The 16,910-nt window shown below is 47.0% G+C and carries 8 protein-coding genes; 6 read left to right on the plus strand and 2 right to left on the minus strand.

The genetic code is table 11. The annotated features are described in order from the left end of the window. Positions 1 to 20 precede the first annotated feature (20 nt). The 3 genes from recC to recD are packed head-to-tail and all read left to right on the plus strand — an operon-like array spanning position 21 to position 9,066. Positions 21 to 3,428, plus strand: coding sequence for an exodeoxyribonuclease V subunit gamma (gene recC / locus AC3RV5_RS09625; RefSeq protein WP_489731703.1), 3,408 nt, complete (start codon positions 21 to 23; stop codon positions 3,426 to 3,428). Beyond that, positions 3,425 to 7,135 carry an exodeoxyribonuclease V subunit beta gene (gene recB, locus AC3RV5_RS09630; RefSeq protein ID WP_489731704.1) on the plus strand — a complete coding sequence of 1,237 codons (3,711 nt, stop codon included), beginning with the start codon at positions 3,425 to 3,427 and terminating at the stop codon, positions 7,133 to 7,135. The genes recC and recB overlap by 4 nt, the downstream gene beginning before the upstream one ends. Further along, positions 7,129 to 9,066, plus strand: coding sequence for an exodeoxyribonuclease V subunit alpha (gene recD / locus AC3RV5_RS09635; protein WP_489731705.1), 1,938 nt, complete (start codon positions 7,129 to 7,131; stop codon positions 9,064 to 9,066). The genes recB and recD overlap by 7 nt, the downstream gene beginning before the upstream one ends. 47 nt (positions 9,067 to 9,113) lie before the next feature. Here recD and AC3RV5_RS09640 read toward each other — a convergent pair whose 3' ends face one another. Further along, positions 9,114 to 13,655 carry a hypothetical protein gene (locus tag AC3RV5_RS09640; RefSeq protein ID WP_489731706.1) on the minus strand — a complete coding sequence of 1,514 codons (4,542 nt, stop codon included), beginning with the start codon at positions 13,653 to 13,655 and terminating at the stop codon, positions 9,114 to 9,116. 161 nt (positions 13,656 to 13,816) lie between these two features. Between AC3RV5_RS09640 and AC3RV5_RS09645 the strand changes: the two genes are divergently transcribed. The 3 genes from AC3RV5_RS09645 to AC3RV5_RS09655 are packed head-to-tail and all read left to right on the plus strand — an operon-like array spanning position 13,817 to position 16,572. After that, complete coding sequence (locus AC3RV5_RS09645) at positions 13,817 to 14,212, plus strand: DUF2750 domain-containing protein (protein ID WP_489731707.1); 396 nt, start codon at positions 13,817 to 13,819, stop codon at positions 14,210 to 14,212. Positions 14,213 to 14,242: 30 nt separating this feature from the next. Continuing rightward, positions 14,243 to 14,839, plus strand: coding sequence for a DUF6942 family protein (locus tag AC3RV5_RS09650; RefSeq protein WP_489731708.1), 597 nt, complete (start codon positions 14,243 to 14,245; stop codon positions 14,837 to 14,839). A gap of 53 nt (positions 14,840 to 14,892) precedes the next feature. Further along, positions 14,893 to 16,572 carry a SufS family cysteine desulfurase gene (locus tag AC3RV5_RS09655; RefSeq protein WP_489731709.1) on the plus strand — a complete coding sequence of 560 codons (1,680 nt, stop codon included), beginning with the start codon at positions 14,893 to 14,895 and terminating at the stop codon, positions 16,570 to 16,572. Here AC3RV5_RS09655 and AC3RV5_RS09660 read toward each other — a convergent pair. Further along, positions 16,569 to 16,787 (minus strand): hypothetical protein, encoded by a 219-nt coding sequence (locus AC3RV5_RS09660; protein ID WP_489731710.1) that lies wholly within the window; start codon positions 16,785 to 16,787, stop codon positions 16,569 to 16,571. The genes AC3RV5_RS09655 and AC3RV5_RS09660 overlap by 4 nt on opposite strands. Positions 16,788 to 16,910 lie beyond the last annotated feature (123 nt).

Consider the following 16,910-nt stretch of genomic DNA (forward strand, 5'->3'; position numbering starts at 1 on the left):
CCTATGGATAATGATCGGCCATGTTACATCTAGTACAGTCAAACAAGATGGAAAATCTTGCAGCGTATTTAATTGGCTGGCTGCAACAGCACACCGGCAATATTGAACATATTTTTAATGCGGACAGTATTTTGGTGCAAAGCCCCGGCATGGCCCAGTGGTTAAAAATTGAAATTGGTGAAGCAATGGGGGTGGCTGCCAATCTCGATTTCCCCTTGCCATCGAGTTTTATTTGGCAGCTGTATCGTCAACATATCACTGATTTACCGGAACAATCGGCGTTTACTAAAGACAACATGACCTGGAAGTTGATGAGCGTTTTGCCCGGTATGCTTAAGCAACCAGAATTTACGGATATCGAACACTATCTGAGTGACAAACAGCCCTTAAAGCTATACCAGTTGTGCCATAAAATTGCAGATATTTACGACCAGTATCTGGTCTATCGTCCCGAGTGGATTTTAGCCTGGGAGCAAGGTGAAAATATACTGGATGATACAGATGTGAGCCAGCAGCCCTGGCAGCCGGTTTTGTGGCGCCAGTTGGTAGAATTTGCCGCAAACTTGCAAGAGTCGCCCTATCATAGGGCTAATTTACACCAGTTATTACTCGCCAAGTTAACGCAAGAAGTGGACGGACCCGAACATAGTAAACCTTTGTTTGTATTTGGTTTGTCGGCGATGCCCCTGCAACAGTTGGAAATACTTGCCGCATTAGCCAATACGCGGGAGGTGATCATCTTTTGGTTCAACCCCAGCCAACATTATTGGGGGGATATAGTCGATGCCAAAACCTTGCTTAAAAACCAACTTGGTCAGTCCGGCGCCGTTGACGACAATGAGCCACTGCCTGGCATGGAAGATTACCTATTGGTGGGTAATCCGCTGTTAGCGTCCTGGGGTAAGTTGGGCCGGGATTACCAGGATATGTTACTTAATCTGGATATCGAGCAGCATGATGCCTTTATTGACATTCCCCCCGTCAACACCCTCGAGCATATCCAACATGAAGTACTGGAGCTGCAGTACCGGGGCAGTGGCGAAACACTTGCTGCGGATGAGTTATTAAGTAATGGGCATAAATATCCCAAAATTAGCATTGCCGGACGTGATCATTCCGTGCAAGTGCATGCTTGTCATTCTAAGGTTCGAGAGCTTGAAGTGCTGCACGATCAATTGCTGCATTTATTTGCTGCAAATCCAAGTTGGCATCCGGGTGATGTGATTGTTATGATGCCCGACGTGGCCAGTTATGCACCCATCATCGATGGCGTGTTTGGCGGTATGGAATCAGCTTTGGCCATCCCTTACGCCATCTCGGATCGTAATGTTGAGCAAGAATCGCCGTTATTAAATAGCTTTATCCAATTGATGTCTTTGCATCACAGCCGTTTGACCTTATCTGATGTTTTGGCGCTATGTGAAGTACCCGCCATTCAGTGCAAGTTCGATTTAACGGCTACAGAATTTGAATTGCTCAATGTGTGGTTTACTAACGCCGGTGTGCGTTGGGGATGGGACGGTCAGGATAAAGCCCGCTGGGACGTGCCCCTACAATCCCAGAATACCTGGTTATTTGGTCTGCAGCGTTTGTTGATGGGTTATGCCATGGGGGGGGAGCAGCTGTTTCAGACTGAACAACAGCTGATTGCCCCTTATGCTGATATCGAAGGCCAGCAAGCTATAGCCCTGGGCAAATTTTATCTATTTTGTCAGCAACTCTGTGCCGCCCTGACATTCTGTCAAAGCACAGACAGCATCGGCGCAAAAGTAACAGGGGCGTTGGATTTCATTGAAGCACTTTATTTGGCCGAAGATGAAGAACAACGTTATTTACTGCAACTGCGCCAATCACTGGAACAAATGCTGAACCACAAAGAACAATTTGCAGGTGCAATCGAACAGGACATTTTTGCTGCAGAGCTGGAGCAAAATTTAGCATTAAAAGGTGTGGGGCAACGATTTTTAGCCGGCTATGTTAATTTTTGTACCCTGATGCCCATGCGAAGTGTGCCATTTAAGGTAGTGTGTATATTGGGATTGAACGATGGCGATTATCCACGCCAGGTGGTGCCTATGGGGTTCGACCTGATGCGCCACGGAAAGGCCCGACGGGGTGATCGTTCCCGGCGTCTGGATGACCGATATCTGTTTTTGGAAGCCATATTATCCGCGCGCGAGCAGCTTTATCTGAGCTATCAGGGGTATAGCGTAAAGGATAACTCACCCCGTAGTCCTTCTATTTTGCTCAGTGAATTACTCGAATACACCATGCAATGTTTTTGCCTGATTGGTGACGAGCAACTAGCGGTTAGGGAAACGGAGAATAACTGGTGGCAACATGTGTTTACCGAACACGCCTTGCAGCCATTTCATGCACGATATTTTAAAACAAGTCTTGAATCTAACGTATTCCAGTTGAGCTATCAGCAACAATGGCTTGAGTTAGCCAAGCAGCAGGCCAGTAACAAAGAAAAAGGGGCGCAAGGCAAAGAGTTTTTCCCTCGCTCATTACCTGCTATTGAAGGTGATACCGCTTTGGATACGCTTGAGTTGGATGAGCTTATCGAATTTTTTAATAATCCCGCCAAAGCCTTTTTTAATCAGCGTTGGCAAACCCGCATGAATGGCATTGGTCACGCATTGACGGACGAAGAGCCGTTTGAATTTAATGCCCTTGACCGTTTTAAATTAAATGAACGTTTAGTGCTGACCCAACAAGATGATTGGCAATCCAGGTTAATGGCCGAAGGTAAATTACCTATGGGCAACACCGGACCGTTAAGTTTGCAGCCTCTTGAAAAACAAGCGAAAGAGCTTTCAAATACGCTCATTTCTTTAATCGGCGATAATCCGCCCAAGCGGGTAGAAGTAGCGCTGGAAATTAACCTTCCTTCCCTGGAGCCAAAGAGGGAAGGCCTAGAGGCGTCTCTAGGTAAATTATTCATGTTAACCGGCTGGGTAGATAAGCTGTTTGACGGCAATCTGGTACTGTGGCGAGCCGGCAAAATTCGGGGTAATGATAACCTTAGATTATGGCTCACATGGCTTGCTTTATGTGCCAATGGCTCGGTAGCCAGCAATAAAAACGCCCATTTTGTGGGGGTGGGAGATAAACAGCATTTTAGCATTGCGGCTATGGACCAGGAAGATGCACGCCAGCAATTAGCGCTGTTTGTATTTTATTGGCTACAGGGCCAGCATAAAATCCTGCCGTTTTTTCCCAAAAGTGCCTGGGCATGGTTAAGCTCAGGGGATAAAAATAAAACACTGCAAGTGTTTAATGGCAGCAGCTTTATCGCAGGTGAGGGCGCTGAGCCGCATATTCATCGTGCTTATGGGGATTTGGACAGACATTTCGCCGAGTTTAGTGCGCTCAGCGAAGCCCTGCTGGCGGGTTTATTTGCCAAACAGGAGGCTGAGACATGATCCCTCTTGATACTCGCACCTTTCCCCTTAGCGGCTCATCATTAATTGAAGCCAGTGCGGGAACCGGTAAAACCTACACCATAGTAAATTTGTATTTGCGTTTATTACTTGGCGATGAATGCCCGCCTGCAAGTGTGGAACAGATTTTAGTGGTGACTTTTACCAATGCTGCCACCGCTGAATTAAAACAACGTATCCGCCAGCGTCTACGTACCGCTTATCTGGATTTTTATGCCGGGCATAGTGGTGATGATTTTATTCAGTACTTGATTGAACGCAGCGCTAACCGCGAACAGGATTGTCAGCGTTTATTATTGGCCAGCAAACAAATGGACGAAGCGGCGGTGTTTACCATTCATGGCTTTTGCCAACGAATGTTAACCCAACACGCTTTCGAAAGTGGCGCGTTATACGAACAAAGCCTGATCCTCGATGAATCCCAGTGGTTAAAACTGGCCGTAGAAGATTATTGGCGCAGCAAGATCGTGCCATTACCCCCTGCCATTTTAAGCCTGTTGTTAAAAACTTGGGCGGCCCCAGGGCATCTGCTCAATAGTTTGAAAACCTTGTTGTATCGCAAGGTCCGCCCGTTAAATCAGGTATCCAAAACCGATGCACACAGTGCCACTGAGCGTTATTTAGCGGCAGTGGACGAACTCAAACGCTGGTGGCTGAATAACGACGTGGCCCGCCAACTGATTGAAGCGGATTTAAAAGGCAATACCAAACTAGGTAAACTGAAAATCATTCATGACATGCAGGCTTTTTGTGCAAGCGTTGCCTATGAGCCTGATTTTGATAAGGATCCCTGGGCTGCCTTTACCCCTGATAAAATCCAGGCGGCGAGGAAAAAAGCCTCAAAAGACTTATCGGTTTTGGATTTTTCACGTTTCGAGGTCTTGGTCGGTCTGCAAAAAGCCAGCAGCGAAACTTTGCTGCGGGCATACAGCCAGGATGCGTTGGCGCACTGTGCCCACAACCTGACTCTCAACAAACAGCGTCTGCAGTTGTTGTCACCGGATGATTTATTAGCCAATTTACACCAGGCTCTGGCCGAGCAGGCAAAGCTAGATGAGTCTGAGCATCAACTTGCCAAGGCTATTCAACAGGGTTATCCCGTGGCCCTGATTGATGAGTTTCAGGACACCGATGCCATTCAGTTTGAGATTTTTCACCTGATCTATAATCACCTGTACCATGCCAGGCCACCTTGCTGGGTGGCAATAGGGGATCCTAAACAAGCAATTTATGCCTTTCGTGGGGCGGATATATTCACTTATATTCAGGCCAAACAACGAATAAGTGCACAGCGGCAATTTACCCTTGGCACCAACTGGCGTTCCCAGCCAGCCTTGGTGGAGGCCGTCAACGCTATGTTTAGCCAAAGTGAAGCTGGGTTTTTATTTGAAAAAAACATCCCCTTTCACGGGGTGCAAAGTGTCGAGCAAGGTGCTGCTTTGGTGGTGTCCGAGCAGCCAATGGCTTGTTTGCAATTTCATCATTTGGAGACAACCAACGGACGACCGATTGGCTGGACAGAGGCTCTGCGTATTTTAGCTCAGCGCACCGCAGGACAGATTGCACAATTGTTGATAGGCGCCGAAAATGGCCACAGCATAATAGCGGGGCGGTTATTAACAGCTGGTGATTGTTGTGTACTGGTGCGGGACAGAAACGAAGCGGATGCCGTCAAACAAGCGCTCGCTGTATACGCCGTGGACAGCGTATTTCTCGCGCGTAAAAGCGTATTCGCCAGTCAAACTGCAGTAGATCTTTTTGCCATTTTGCAAGCCCTGGGGAACCCGGGTAATGACCGTTTATTACGCGCTGCTTTGGCCAGCGAGTTGTTTAGTTATGATGCCCTGGAGCTGGACGCTTTATTTAATCATGAACTGGATTGGCAGCAATTAGTTGAACAGTTTGTATATTGGCAGCACCAATGGCAGCGACATGGTTTGATGATGGCGGTAAATTTGTTATTACGCCATTTTGGCGTGGCAGAAAAACTGGTTAAACACTATGCAGATGGTCAGCGTCGCCTAACGGATTTACGTCACTTGATTGAGTTACTCCAAGTACAAAATCAGATGATGTCTGGCCAGAGTCAGTTATTACACTGGTTTGAGGAGCGTTTGGCCGAGCCGGATCATAACAATGAAGGCCAGCAAATTCGTTTGGAAACCGAAGAAAACCTGGTGCAGATCATTACCCAGCACACCAGTAAAGGTTTGGAGTTCCCCCTGGTGTTTATTCCGTTTGCCAGTCGTTACCGGGCGGCCAAAGACGCCATATATCACCACCCAGAACAAGGGCTAGTAGTGGATTTTGTCGGCGATAACAATCAGTTGCAACTGGCGGATCATGAACGTTTAGCAGAAGATATTAGATTGTTATACGTCGCCCTGACACGAGCTGTGCATTACTGCTTTGTGGGTATTTGGAATAATGCCCATACCCAGCGCAAAAACGAATCCCAGTTATTGCAAACCGCCTTGGGCAGGGTACTGTTCAAAACCAGCGATCAGATTAGTGATTCACTAATTGCCAAACGCTTAACGGATTTACAACAGCATTTTGATGTCGCCTACTGCCCCTTTACTGGCGACACGGTGAGTGAGTTTAATACCCCTATTCAGACAAAAATTTCCCCGCAACAAGCAACATGCTCAGAGCTTGACGCCGGACAGTGGCAATTCGCGACGTTGCCCAAGCCGGTTTACCGGCAGTGGCGTTTAACCAGTTATTCAGCCATTAGTAGTCAGCAACACCATGAGTTTATGGCCCCGGGTTTGGACGAAGGAATGGATAAAATTGACCTGAGTGAAGCTTTTACTGATCAGTCAAGCCAAGAGACTGCCATTACTCTTGAAACACATACAGAAGAGCCAAATGAACAGCCTGAGCTACTCCTAGAGAAACTCAACCAATTCACTTTTGCCAGAGGCCCCCAGGCTGGCTCGTTTTTGCATGGAGTACTGGAGAATATTGACTTTCAGCAGCCGGCGCAGTTATCCCAAGCTATAGACCAGCAAGGTAAATGGTATGGTATTGATGAGATATGGTATCCCGCCTTGGATTCCTGGTTGGCTGATATTTTACGTGCGCCTTTTAGTACAGAAACCGAGACCGCCACACTCAGTTTGGCTCAGCTAAATAAGACTCAGGTGCTGGTGGAAATGGAATTTCACCTGCCTTTGCGCAATGTTCACGCCAGGCAGTTTAATGAATTGCTTAATAAGTATTATCCCCAGCGTCAGCATCAATATCTGTTTGAACAGCTTCATGGCATGTTAAAGGGGTATATCGATTTAACCTTTGAGTTTGCCGGTAAGTTTTATGTGGCGGATTATAAATCTAACCATCTGGGAGACAGTTTGGACCAATACACCCCCGATGTGTTAGAGAAAGGCATGACTGAACATGATTATCATCTGCAAGCTATCTTATATACTCTGGCACTGCACCGCTGGTTAGGCACTAAACTGGCGGACTATCATTACGATACCCATATTGGTGGGGCTTATTATTTATTCTTGCGGGGAATGAGCAGTGCTGCGCCGGCCAGGGGGATCTATCACGTATTGCCCCCGAAGAATTTGATTGAAGGTTTAGACACATTGTTTGCAGGTCATTATACCAATGAGCCGACAACAACAGTAGATGCCACACAAAAACCAGCCCAACAAGGTCAGTTAAATTTATGGTAGTGCTCGACACAAATACTGGTTTGCCCGACTCAAATCAGATGACGGCTCAACAGACGTTACAGTTGCTGTTAGATAAAGGCAAAATTCGCCCCCTAGATTTAGCCTTTGGGGAGTTTATTGCTAGCCAGGAAACGCAAAATTCGCATAATATTGCCGTCTTGGCGGCGTATTTAAGTATGCGTTTGGGGGAACAAGACAGTTGTTTACCCGTTGAGCGCCTGGGTCAACCATTCCTACCATATTTTCGCTTTCCGCCGGTCAATGAATTGTTGCTCCAGTTTAGCCAAGCCCGGTGTGTGGCGGTTGATGATAGCAGACTAAATCTTACACTCGAAACCTGCGATCGCCCATTGGTGTTAGATGGTGGCAAGTTCTACTTGCAGCGTTATTGGCAATATGAAGTTCAACTGGCGGCTAAAATCAATCATTTTACTGCCCAGCAACATGAGCTGGATATGACAGTTGGCCGTCAATTACTGGGGCAGTTGTTTGCCCATAATACCTGCCCAGAGCAGGGGGCGCCCGACTGGCAAAAAGTGGCGGTGTGTTTGGCTGCTAGTCAGAAGGTGAGTATGATCACCGGTGGCCCGGGTACAGGCAAAACCACCACAGTGATCCGCCTGATGGCATTATTGCAAGGCTTGGCACGGGCCAAAGGAAAACGTATCAATATCAAGTTAGCGGCACCGACAGGCAAAGCTGCCGCACGCCTGAGCCAATCTATCACCGCAGCTAAAGCTAATTTGCCGGATATATTGCAGACTGGCTTGCCTAGCCAGTGCAGCACTATTCATCGCCTGTTAGGCACTATCCCTAACAGTCCTTTTTTCAAATTCAACCAGCAACATCCGCTGCACCTTGATGTATTGATAGTTGACGAAGCTTCTATGGTCGACTTGCCGTTAATGGCCAAACTTTTTGCTGCCCTGCCAGATCGTGCCCAAATTGTGTTGTTAGGAGACAAGGACCAGTTGGCATCGGTGGAGGCCGGTAGCGTATTGTCGGATATGTGTGTGGCGGCCTTGCAATCCACAACAACGGTGCATAACCAAGCCCCGCCTTATTCTCATCGATTGGTGAACAAATTATCCGCCTTATGTGAGCGCGACTTTATTACGCCGCCTAACCAACAACTGATCAGCAACAGCTTGGCCTTGTTGCATAAAAGTTACCGTTTCAGCGAAAAAAGCGGCATTGGGCGCCTGGCACGGACTATCAATGCCGGCCAGCTTCGCCAGGCCAAAACATTGTATACTGATGAGCAGGTGATGGATGTACAGTGGTACAAAACCGCGGATCCCAAACTATTGGTAGCTAAATTGTTGCCGGGTTACCAAGACTATTTTCGGGCCCTGGAGCAAGCGAAAACTGAAACCCAACGTTTGGCTGTCTTTGCAAAATTACAGCACCAACAAGTGTTATGCGCCCAAAAAAATGCCCCTTGGGGGGTGCATCATATAAACGCTTTAGTGGAAGCTGAGCTGCAAAAACAGGGAATGATTGACAGCTCCCGGGATTTTTATCCCGGTCGCCCGGTGATGCTCAATCAAAACGATCATAGCCTGGGTCTGTATAATGGTGATATTGGCATAGTGCTCCAGGATCCCGAGCAAAGTTTGTTATATAAGGTATGGTTTGTCACGGCCCAAGGCAGCTTAAGGGGCGTGTTGCCCTCCCGGTTGCCACCCCATGAGACTGTGTATGCTATGACCATCCATAAAAGCCAAGGCTCGGAATTCGAGCACGTGTATCTATGTTTGCCCAGAGTTGAAACCCGTTCTCAGGGGCGATTGTTAAGTCGGGAGCTACTTTATACCGGCCTGACCCGATCTAGAAAAACATTTAGTCTTTATAGCGATGAGCAAGCTTTGTCTATTTGCCTACAACGCCAGTGTAAACGCGGCAGTGGTTTGGCCGAGCGTTTGTACTAACCTGACACTTAACATCTGGCTCAAATTATGTCGCCTGGGATGTTAACTTAATCCTTGAATTGACCTTTTAACAGGTTTGCGCTGTTGGTGACACTGGCGATAGTGCCGACTACACCGGCCAACGACGCGGCGATGATATAAATGGATTCACCCGAGGTCAGGGCGATCCCCCCAACAACAAGCAGGATAAGAAGGCCCACCAGTAGGCGATAGTTTTTCCAGGTGCCGGCTTCGCCGTCGCTGACAAGTTGACTTAACACTTCCGGGCTTTCTGCGTGCAGAACAAAATGGGCGAAGCTCTCATTGATGATCCTGATATGCTGCTGCTCAACCCTTAATAAACCGCTTAAGGCCAACTGTTCAATCATTTCGGTATTGGTCGGATTAATACGCTGCTTTTTGGCTAAATTAAATAAGGCCAGTTTTTCGGCGTTGGAGCACGACTCCCACTTGAAGCGGTATAATGCGCCGCAGTGCAACAAAATAAAGTTAATCGTGGCCCAACGCTGTGACGATTTGTGCCATACACGTTGGCGCCGGATGCCTGTCCACCAAGATGAAGGGCCCGGCTTAGTTGTTATTTGTTTGTTGGGCTTAGGGGAGAGTTTATTCAGGCTGGATCGCAGAAAGTTCAACTCAGGGAAAGCGTCGATTTCACTTTTCAGCAAGTTGCAATCCAGTTCCTGAGTCAGGCCTTGAGGCAACACCACAGTGAAATCTGCCAAACAATCTGACCACGATAAATAGTCGGCGTGTTTCAGTTTGGCGCTGTCTTCATGCGTGGCAATCGGATCTTTCATTTTGACCCGTTGTAGACTGTAAAAACTGCTAAAGATAGTCAGGCGTTGCATGTGTCCGGCCAGTGCCAAAAACTTCAATTCCATAATCAAACTAAGCAAAATACCACGTAATTCAGGCAACTCCAGACAGACTTCGAGATCCCATAGTTCAACCTCAAGCAATTCGCCATCCTCAACTTGGGTTAAGTGCAACTTAACATTCGGCAACTCTATATCTTTGACTAGCAGATGTTGCAATAAGGGGCTTAAGGCATACAACCTCTCAAAGCCGGGTAACATATTATGGGGCAAAATGCCTGAGTCAAGACCATGGTTGATGCTGCGCAATAAAAAAGTTAAACCCAGACCATTTGGTTTAATCGTATCCACTTCGATGCGCAGTTTGTCGCTCATTTCGCTGTTTGCAAGTGAATTCACCGAGCTGGATATTTGCTTGATATATTTAAGAAAAAACTGTGAACAGTACAGGCGATACCACAATACGTGCCGGTTGAAATGTAACCAAATCCAGATGAGTATGGCCACACTGAGCATTGACCCGATTAGGCTAGCGACGGGCAGTTGGAAAGCATCTTTACTTGCTGCCGGGTCGGTTAAAGTCCGCCCCTGGGCAGTAGCAGTGCGGATTTTAATCGGATCAGTGGCTGTATGGGGAATAGCCACATCGTCTAAATAAAGGCTGGTCAACAGATAGGTATTGATCCATTGCCAGCCATAAATTGCGCCAATCAGGCTGCTCAACTTGGGGTAATCTTTGGGTTCTACAGCCCGGGAATGTTGGGCGCAGGTATGGGCAAGGTCAGCCAGCCTGGGGTGCCAACTTTTATCCAGGGGCAACAAATCTATGGCCGCAATACGCTGCTGGGTAATAGAGTTTGGGTAACGGCTCAGACCGGTGTTGTTGAGCTCGTTTAGTTCACGGTTGATGCGGTTGCAATATTGCTGCTGATAATAAAAACCAAGACTTTTCAGCGGCATATCCATCACCGTGCGTAAGTAGCCAAGTTGCGTGATGGCTAATAAGGCCAGGCCACAAGCCATGACTATGGCCCCGTTACGCCCCATATGATTGGTTTCGTAATTCACCCCTGCGGTTTCAAATAGTTGCTGGTAACCCTTGTAGCCAAAATAAAAGATAATCAATAACGCCGCCAAGGGCAAAATATCAGGGTACAACTCAGCATCATTACCTGGCGGTGCGGCATATTTTAACAACTGTGCCAGGCTATGCAGCGCGTAAATAATCGCCAACAAGATAGAACACATATGCAACATTTCTTTGCTGTCGAAGGTAGCGGGCAAACTACATATTTTTTTCAGTTGGGCGGTGTTAAACAGGTAACCCAACAGGAAGCTAAACACTGCCAATAGTGTGAGTGTGAGTGCGAAACTTACGCTGATAAACATAAACTGGCTGGTCATCAGACTATCGAGGCTGTCATCGGGATAAAATACCAGTATCGCCCAGCTGTCGACTGCAGAGGGCTGCATGATAAAACGGCCCGGATCACCGTGATACACGCCTTTAATAATGTTGTCGCCATCTACATCTGGATAATAATCAAGTCCGGCCTTTATCCACTGGCTCAAATGGGACTGACTATTCCCGGAAAAATACAGGTTTTCTATTAGGGAGCGGCTTTCGTCACTATGAAACAATACGTCACCACTGTCCCGGTCAACCAGCATATAGGTAAAATCATATGGAGCGGGAGGTGCAAGACTAACTGTGGGTAACAACACGTCAGCCGCGACGACATGACCGCTGACCCGTTGTGTGCCAGAATCTGAACTATCGTAAAGTGGCATAGAAATGGTCGTGCCTCGGGTACCGTTGTTGATATTTAACAGGCGTTGAATATAAACGTCTTTGAGAGGATAAGTCAGCCACTCCTGGTTGAGATTGAGGTCCCAACCTTTTTGATCCCTGATCTTTTTATAATAATCACGATGAGAAAGGTTAAAGGTGGCCGGGAAGGCATTGTTTTCCAAAAAATAAAAAGATGGTAAAACCGAGTTCCCCTGATCATTAAGGGAAAATACATTGAGTACCATAGACGGCTGGTAATCCTGATCTGCGGCATCCACATAGGTTTCGACATATTCATTTTGTTTAATATTAATTTTTAAATTGCCCGCGTAAAAATCCAGAGTATCGGTTCTTTGCTGATTGATCTGATGGGCAGATTTAATAATATCCAGGGCTGTTTTATCCAGTGTCAAGTTCGCCTGCCACAGATCATCGCCACTTGAGTTTTGCTCGCAGTGGTATTTGATATCGTACAATTTGCTTTGGGTGGCGGCAAAACTGGGCAGTAAGCCGGCCCGTAACAGCTGCTTATTGCATCCTGGCTTTACCGTGGACGATATGGCTTGATTTAAGCGTTCATTCAGTCCTTTATGTGCGTCGTTATCTGTAGCAGCACGGTAGGACGAGCCAGCTATCCATTTGTCTGTTTGGGGAGAATCTGTTTCAAGGCTGGTGAGCAATATTTGGTAAAAGCTGCGGTATCCCTCAAGTTGCCGGAACACGTTGAGCAGATCCCCATTCAAGCCAGTGGAGAGTTGCTGTGCATAACCCTTAGCCGCCTGGTCTTTATTGTGTTGCATGACCTGGCGTTGCAGAAACGCAAGGAGCATCGCTACCACAACGATGAAAAAAGCATAACTGGAAATGTGGGTGATATTCCGATAGAGGCGAGTTATAGAATGGGTCTTGGGTAATAAATACAGACGCACCAGGGCCCACATAAAGACCAGGCTGACTAAGGATACGAACAGCACAGACAAATTCCATTGACCTGTGCCCCGGGTAAGTAATTGATCTTTGGGTAACAGGCCGATCAGATACAGACGGTCTACTACTGTGGTTTGGTGGTTATCACCTTGCACCGTTAGTAAGGTGGTCAAGGGAAATGGAAATACGTAAATTCTAAAATCACCGTAAGACAATTGCATGTCGATGTGGCTGCTATAACTGGGTAAAGGTGCATCACCGGTGTTTTGACTGTCAGAACTCTCCTGAGAGCTCAACAGTGAACGTTTCGCCTGACGCATAAACTCCTGATTGATGCTACTTAAATCGATAATGGAAATGGTTTTTTCCGAGCCACTCGTAGCCAATACTTTGCCTTGATCATTGGCAAAGATAAGTTGGCTAAAACCAGATCCGGGCTCGGGCAGCACGTCTTCTATGTTTAATTGTGCCTTAAATGTACCGGTTCTGGCGCTGGGCGCCCGGCTGAGTAATGTTTCCGTGTCACTCTGGTGGTTTTGATCAGCATTGATGGCACTCATGTTTTCCACAGCAGAAGTAGATGATTGACTAATGCCAATCTGGTCCAGGGTGATGTTAGCGTTTGTGTCGACGTTATTCCCTGACTGTGGCGAATTGGGAGCTGTCTCGGCTGGTGATTCACCAAGCCCTTTAGGCTCACTGGTAATGTTTATCTTTTGCCCTGTTAGCTCATAGTTAAAAAATCTGTGTTTTTCATTAAGAGAGTCATCGGATATTCGTTGGTAGCTGGGCAAAAGTGAACGGATGGAGGTTTCGCTTTCCTTGAACTGATGCAAGCTGGCCATTTTGCTGAGGTTTTCATTGAAGCTGTTGGATGCTTCGTATAACACTCGGTAAAAATCGTTGTTGGTGGCATTGTCTTTCAGGTTGAGGTAAGTAAAGTAACCGAATGACAAAGCCAGGGTGAGTATTATTATTAACCAAATAAAGCCACGCCGCTTTGGTGTTTTGGCCTTAGATGATGTATTCTCCGCCCCCGAATTTACCGACATTGCCTAGCTCTGAAGATTTTAACTCTAAGTAAGAATCGGAACAGTCAAAAAAGCAAACTTTAGATTGAAATATGTGCAATTTTTTACGCGGCAAGCCAAACCTACATGGTTTATCTGTCCGCGTGGGCACTTAATAACAAACTTATATATCCAGGATTTACATGACCGAAATTTCACCCGAAGAATTCATTTCCCTAAGCAAATTACTGCCTGAGCAGCGCTTCGATTACGCCATTGCTAATATGATTGAACGCCAGTTCTTATGGGGCCTATATGGTGACAATGGTTGGTTACTGCTCAAAGCTGAAGACGATGCTTGTATTCCAGTGTGGCCCTACGCAGAATTTGCTCAAGCCTGGGTCAAAAATGATTTTCCAGATTGTCAGCCCAAACAGATCGATTTTAATGAGTGGCGTGAAACCTGGCTGCCCGGCATGCACAAAAATGGCACACTGGTGTTAGTCTTTCCTTTAGGGGACGAGGAAGAGGGGATCATGTTGGAAGCCCAGGAGATGATCGATTGTATTGAAGAGGATATGCAAAATCCCGTTGATTAATTGCGCGACATTGCCATGTGCCACATAACGATGCCCGACATAACGATGCCCGACATAACGATGTGCGACAAAGCTGTCCTAGCCGCTGGCTTGGGAGATGCCCAGGCCCAGTTCATAGTGTACATCGCTAATCGGCCCAACTATCAGGATTATTCTCAACTGGACAGCATATATGCCCTTGAGAAAGGGGACATCGAACGGATCAACCAGGCCTGTGGTAATGGTTGGCGCAAGGTATTTAACGTCTATGCCAAACTGCTATTTGCCTTAAAACAAACTAACCCGGCAGGGGATTTGACCCTGCCAGGTATACGGGCTCGAGACTGGCAAAGCTATAGAGACAACAGTTTGTTACAGGCTAATAGCAATACCAGTTTGCTGTTTAGCGCTCCGTGTTTTGCTACTGTGACGACTCAATCTACGTCTGTGCATATAGTGATGGGCCGGACTTACGCCCGAACCCTAAAGTTGAGCACGAGCCTGATTTGGCTGGACCACGAGTTTGCCTGCGATCCCACTCACCGCGTGTTGGTCTGTCCCTATTTCGATTATCGTCAGTTATCTGATCGTAAAATCCTGCATTTAGTGGATTTGATCGCAACATTAACGCCAATTAAACTTGATTAACTAGGCGCTTTTAACAACAATCCTCAACCTTAATCATAGCGCCCGAGTACGAAATGTCTGAGTCATCCCTGCGAGATCATTTTCCCATTTTTGAGCAAGACCTCACGCCCCAGGCATGGGTATATTTTGACAGCGCCGCGACCAGTCAGAAACCGCAAACGGTGATCGCAGCAGTGGACAGCTTTTATCGCAGCCAGAATGCTAACGTACACCGCTCCAGTCATAGTGTATCCGCCGCTGCCACCCAAGCCTTTGAGCAGGCACGCTGCAAGGTTCAGGGCTTTATCAATGCTGCAAGTGAAAAAGAAATCATCTGGACTAAAGGCGCAACCGAAAGTATTAATTTAGTCGCCAGTATTTTGGCTAAAGGTCACTTTACCCCAGGTGATGAAATTGTATTATCTAGCCTTGAACATCATGCCAATATTGTACCCTGGCAGCAAATTGCCACTGAGCTTGGTCTGAGAATTCGGGTGATCCCGGTTGACAGCAATGGGGTGCTCCAGCTCGAACGGGGTTTAAGCCTGATCACCAACAAGACCGCCTTGTTGGCAATGGGGCAGGTATCAAATGCCCTGGGGAATATCAATCCCATCGGCCCGCTTATTGCCAGGGCGAAAAAGTTTGGCGCCCTGACATTAATCGATGGTGCCCAGGCTGTGGCCCATTTGTCCATCGATGTGCAAGCCCTGGATTGTGATTTTTACGTGTTTAGCGGGCATAAACTATTTGGCCCCACGGGCATAGGGGTTTTGTATGGTAAACAGGCATTATTGAGTACTTTGCCGCCTTACCAGACGGGGGGAGAAATGATTGAAAAAGTCAGTTTTAGCGGCACTACCTTTCAGGGGTTGCCATTTAAATACGAAGCGGGCACACCCAATATTGCAGGGGTTTTAGGTTTAGCCGCCGCAGTAGAATTTATTCAGCGCTATCGCCCGGATATTGAACGACAGGAGCTGGCCTTGTATCAGCAACTGCTCAGTGGTTTGCGCAGTATAGCCAAGGTGCAATTATGGGGTGAACTTGAAAACAGTATTTGTATCCAGTCTTTCACCATCGACGGGCTGAATAACCAGGACGTGGGAATTATGCTTAACGAGCAAAATTTTGCGGTTCGGGTTGGTCACCATTGCGCCATGCCGCTGATGCAGGCTTTAAAGTTAGAGGGAACCTTGCGGGTGTCACTTGGCTGTTATAATACCAGCCAAGAAGTTGCGCGATTTTTACAGGCCCTAACTCAGTCGATTGCAACTTTGACTAAAGCAATACAGGAGGTGACAACCGTTATTGCACCTCAGAAACCGGCCTTAACTCGTCCTTCGTCAGTCGGCGATATTACCCATAATGTTCCCTTGGCAGCTAGCTTGCGCCAAGCCAAAGGGTGGGACGAAACCTATCGCCAGATTATGCTGGCAGGTAAGCAGCTAAACAAGTTGCCAGCACAAGATCACATCGACCAATATGAGGTATTTGGTTGTGAGAGTCTGGTGTGGTTGAAATGTGAACTACAAGGTACTCAGCTGATATTGTCTGCAGATTCACCGAGTAAAATCGTTAGGGGATTGTTGGCCATCATATTTGAGCCATTACACAACATGCCTATACAACATATCCGGCATTTTGATCTGCAGAACTATCTTGACGATTTAGGTTTGGCCAAACATTTGAGCCAGTCCAGAGGCAACGGCTTACTTGCAGTGGTGGAAAAAATAAAAGGTACCAGCAACTAATTACCTGACTTCTTAAAGGCTGTATCCCCTCGATGGTTAAAACGCTCATTTATCAGTCCTTTATTGAATCTTCCCAGCTTGGCAACACGGCGGAGACGAGGAATGACTCGAATAGGTGCCGAACCAGTGTCCTGATTTTGTCGTTGCTTAATTTGCGCGCGATTAGTGTATGATTTCGCAACCGATTTTTGATAATTGGTGGTACGTTTGTACATAGCCGTCTCCTACCTGGTAAGGTCGCACGAATAAACGTTATACGTTTTGATAGTAGTTCACCATGACCTTCTCGTTTTTTCTCCTGCCGGAGTGAGTCAGTGATTAAATATATAAGGATATGA

The organism is Paraglaciecola sp. IT1134 (assembly GCF_058068185.1).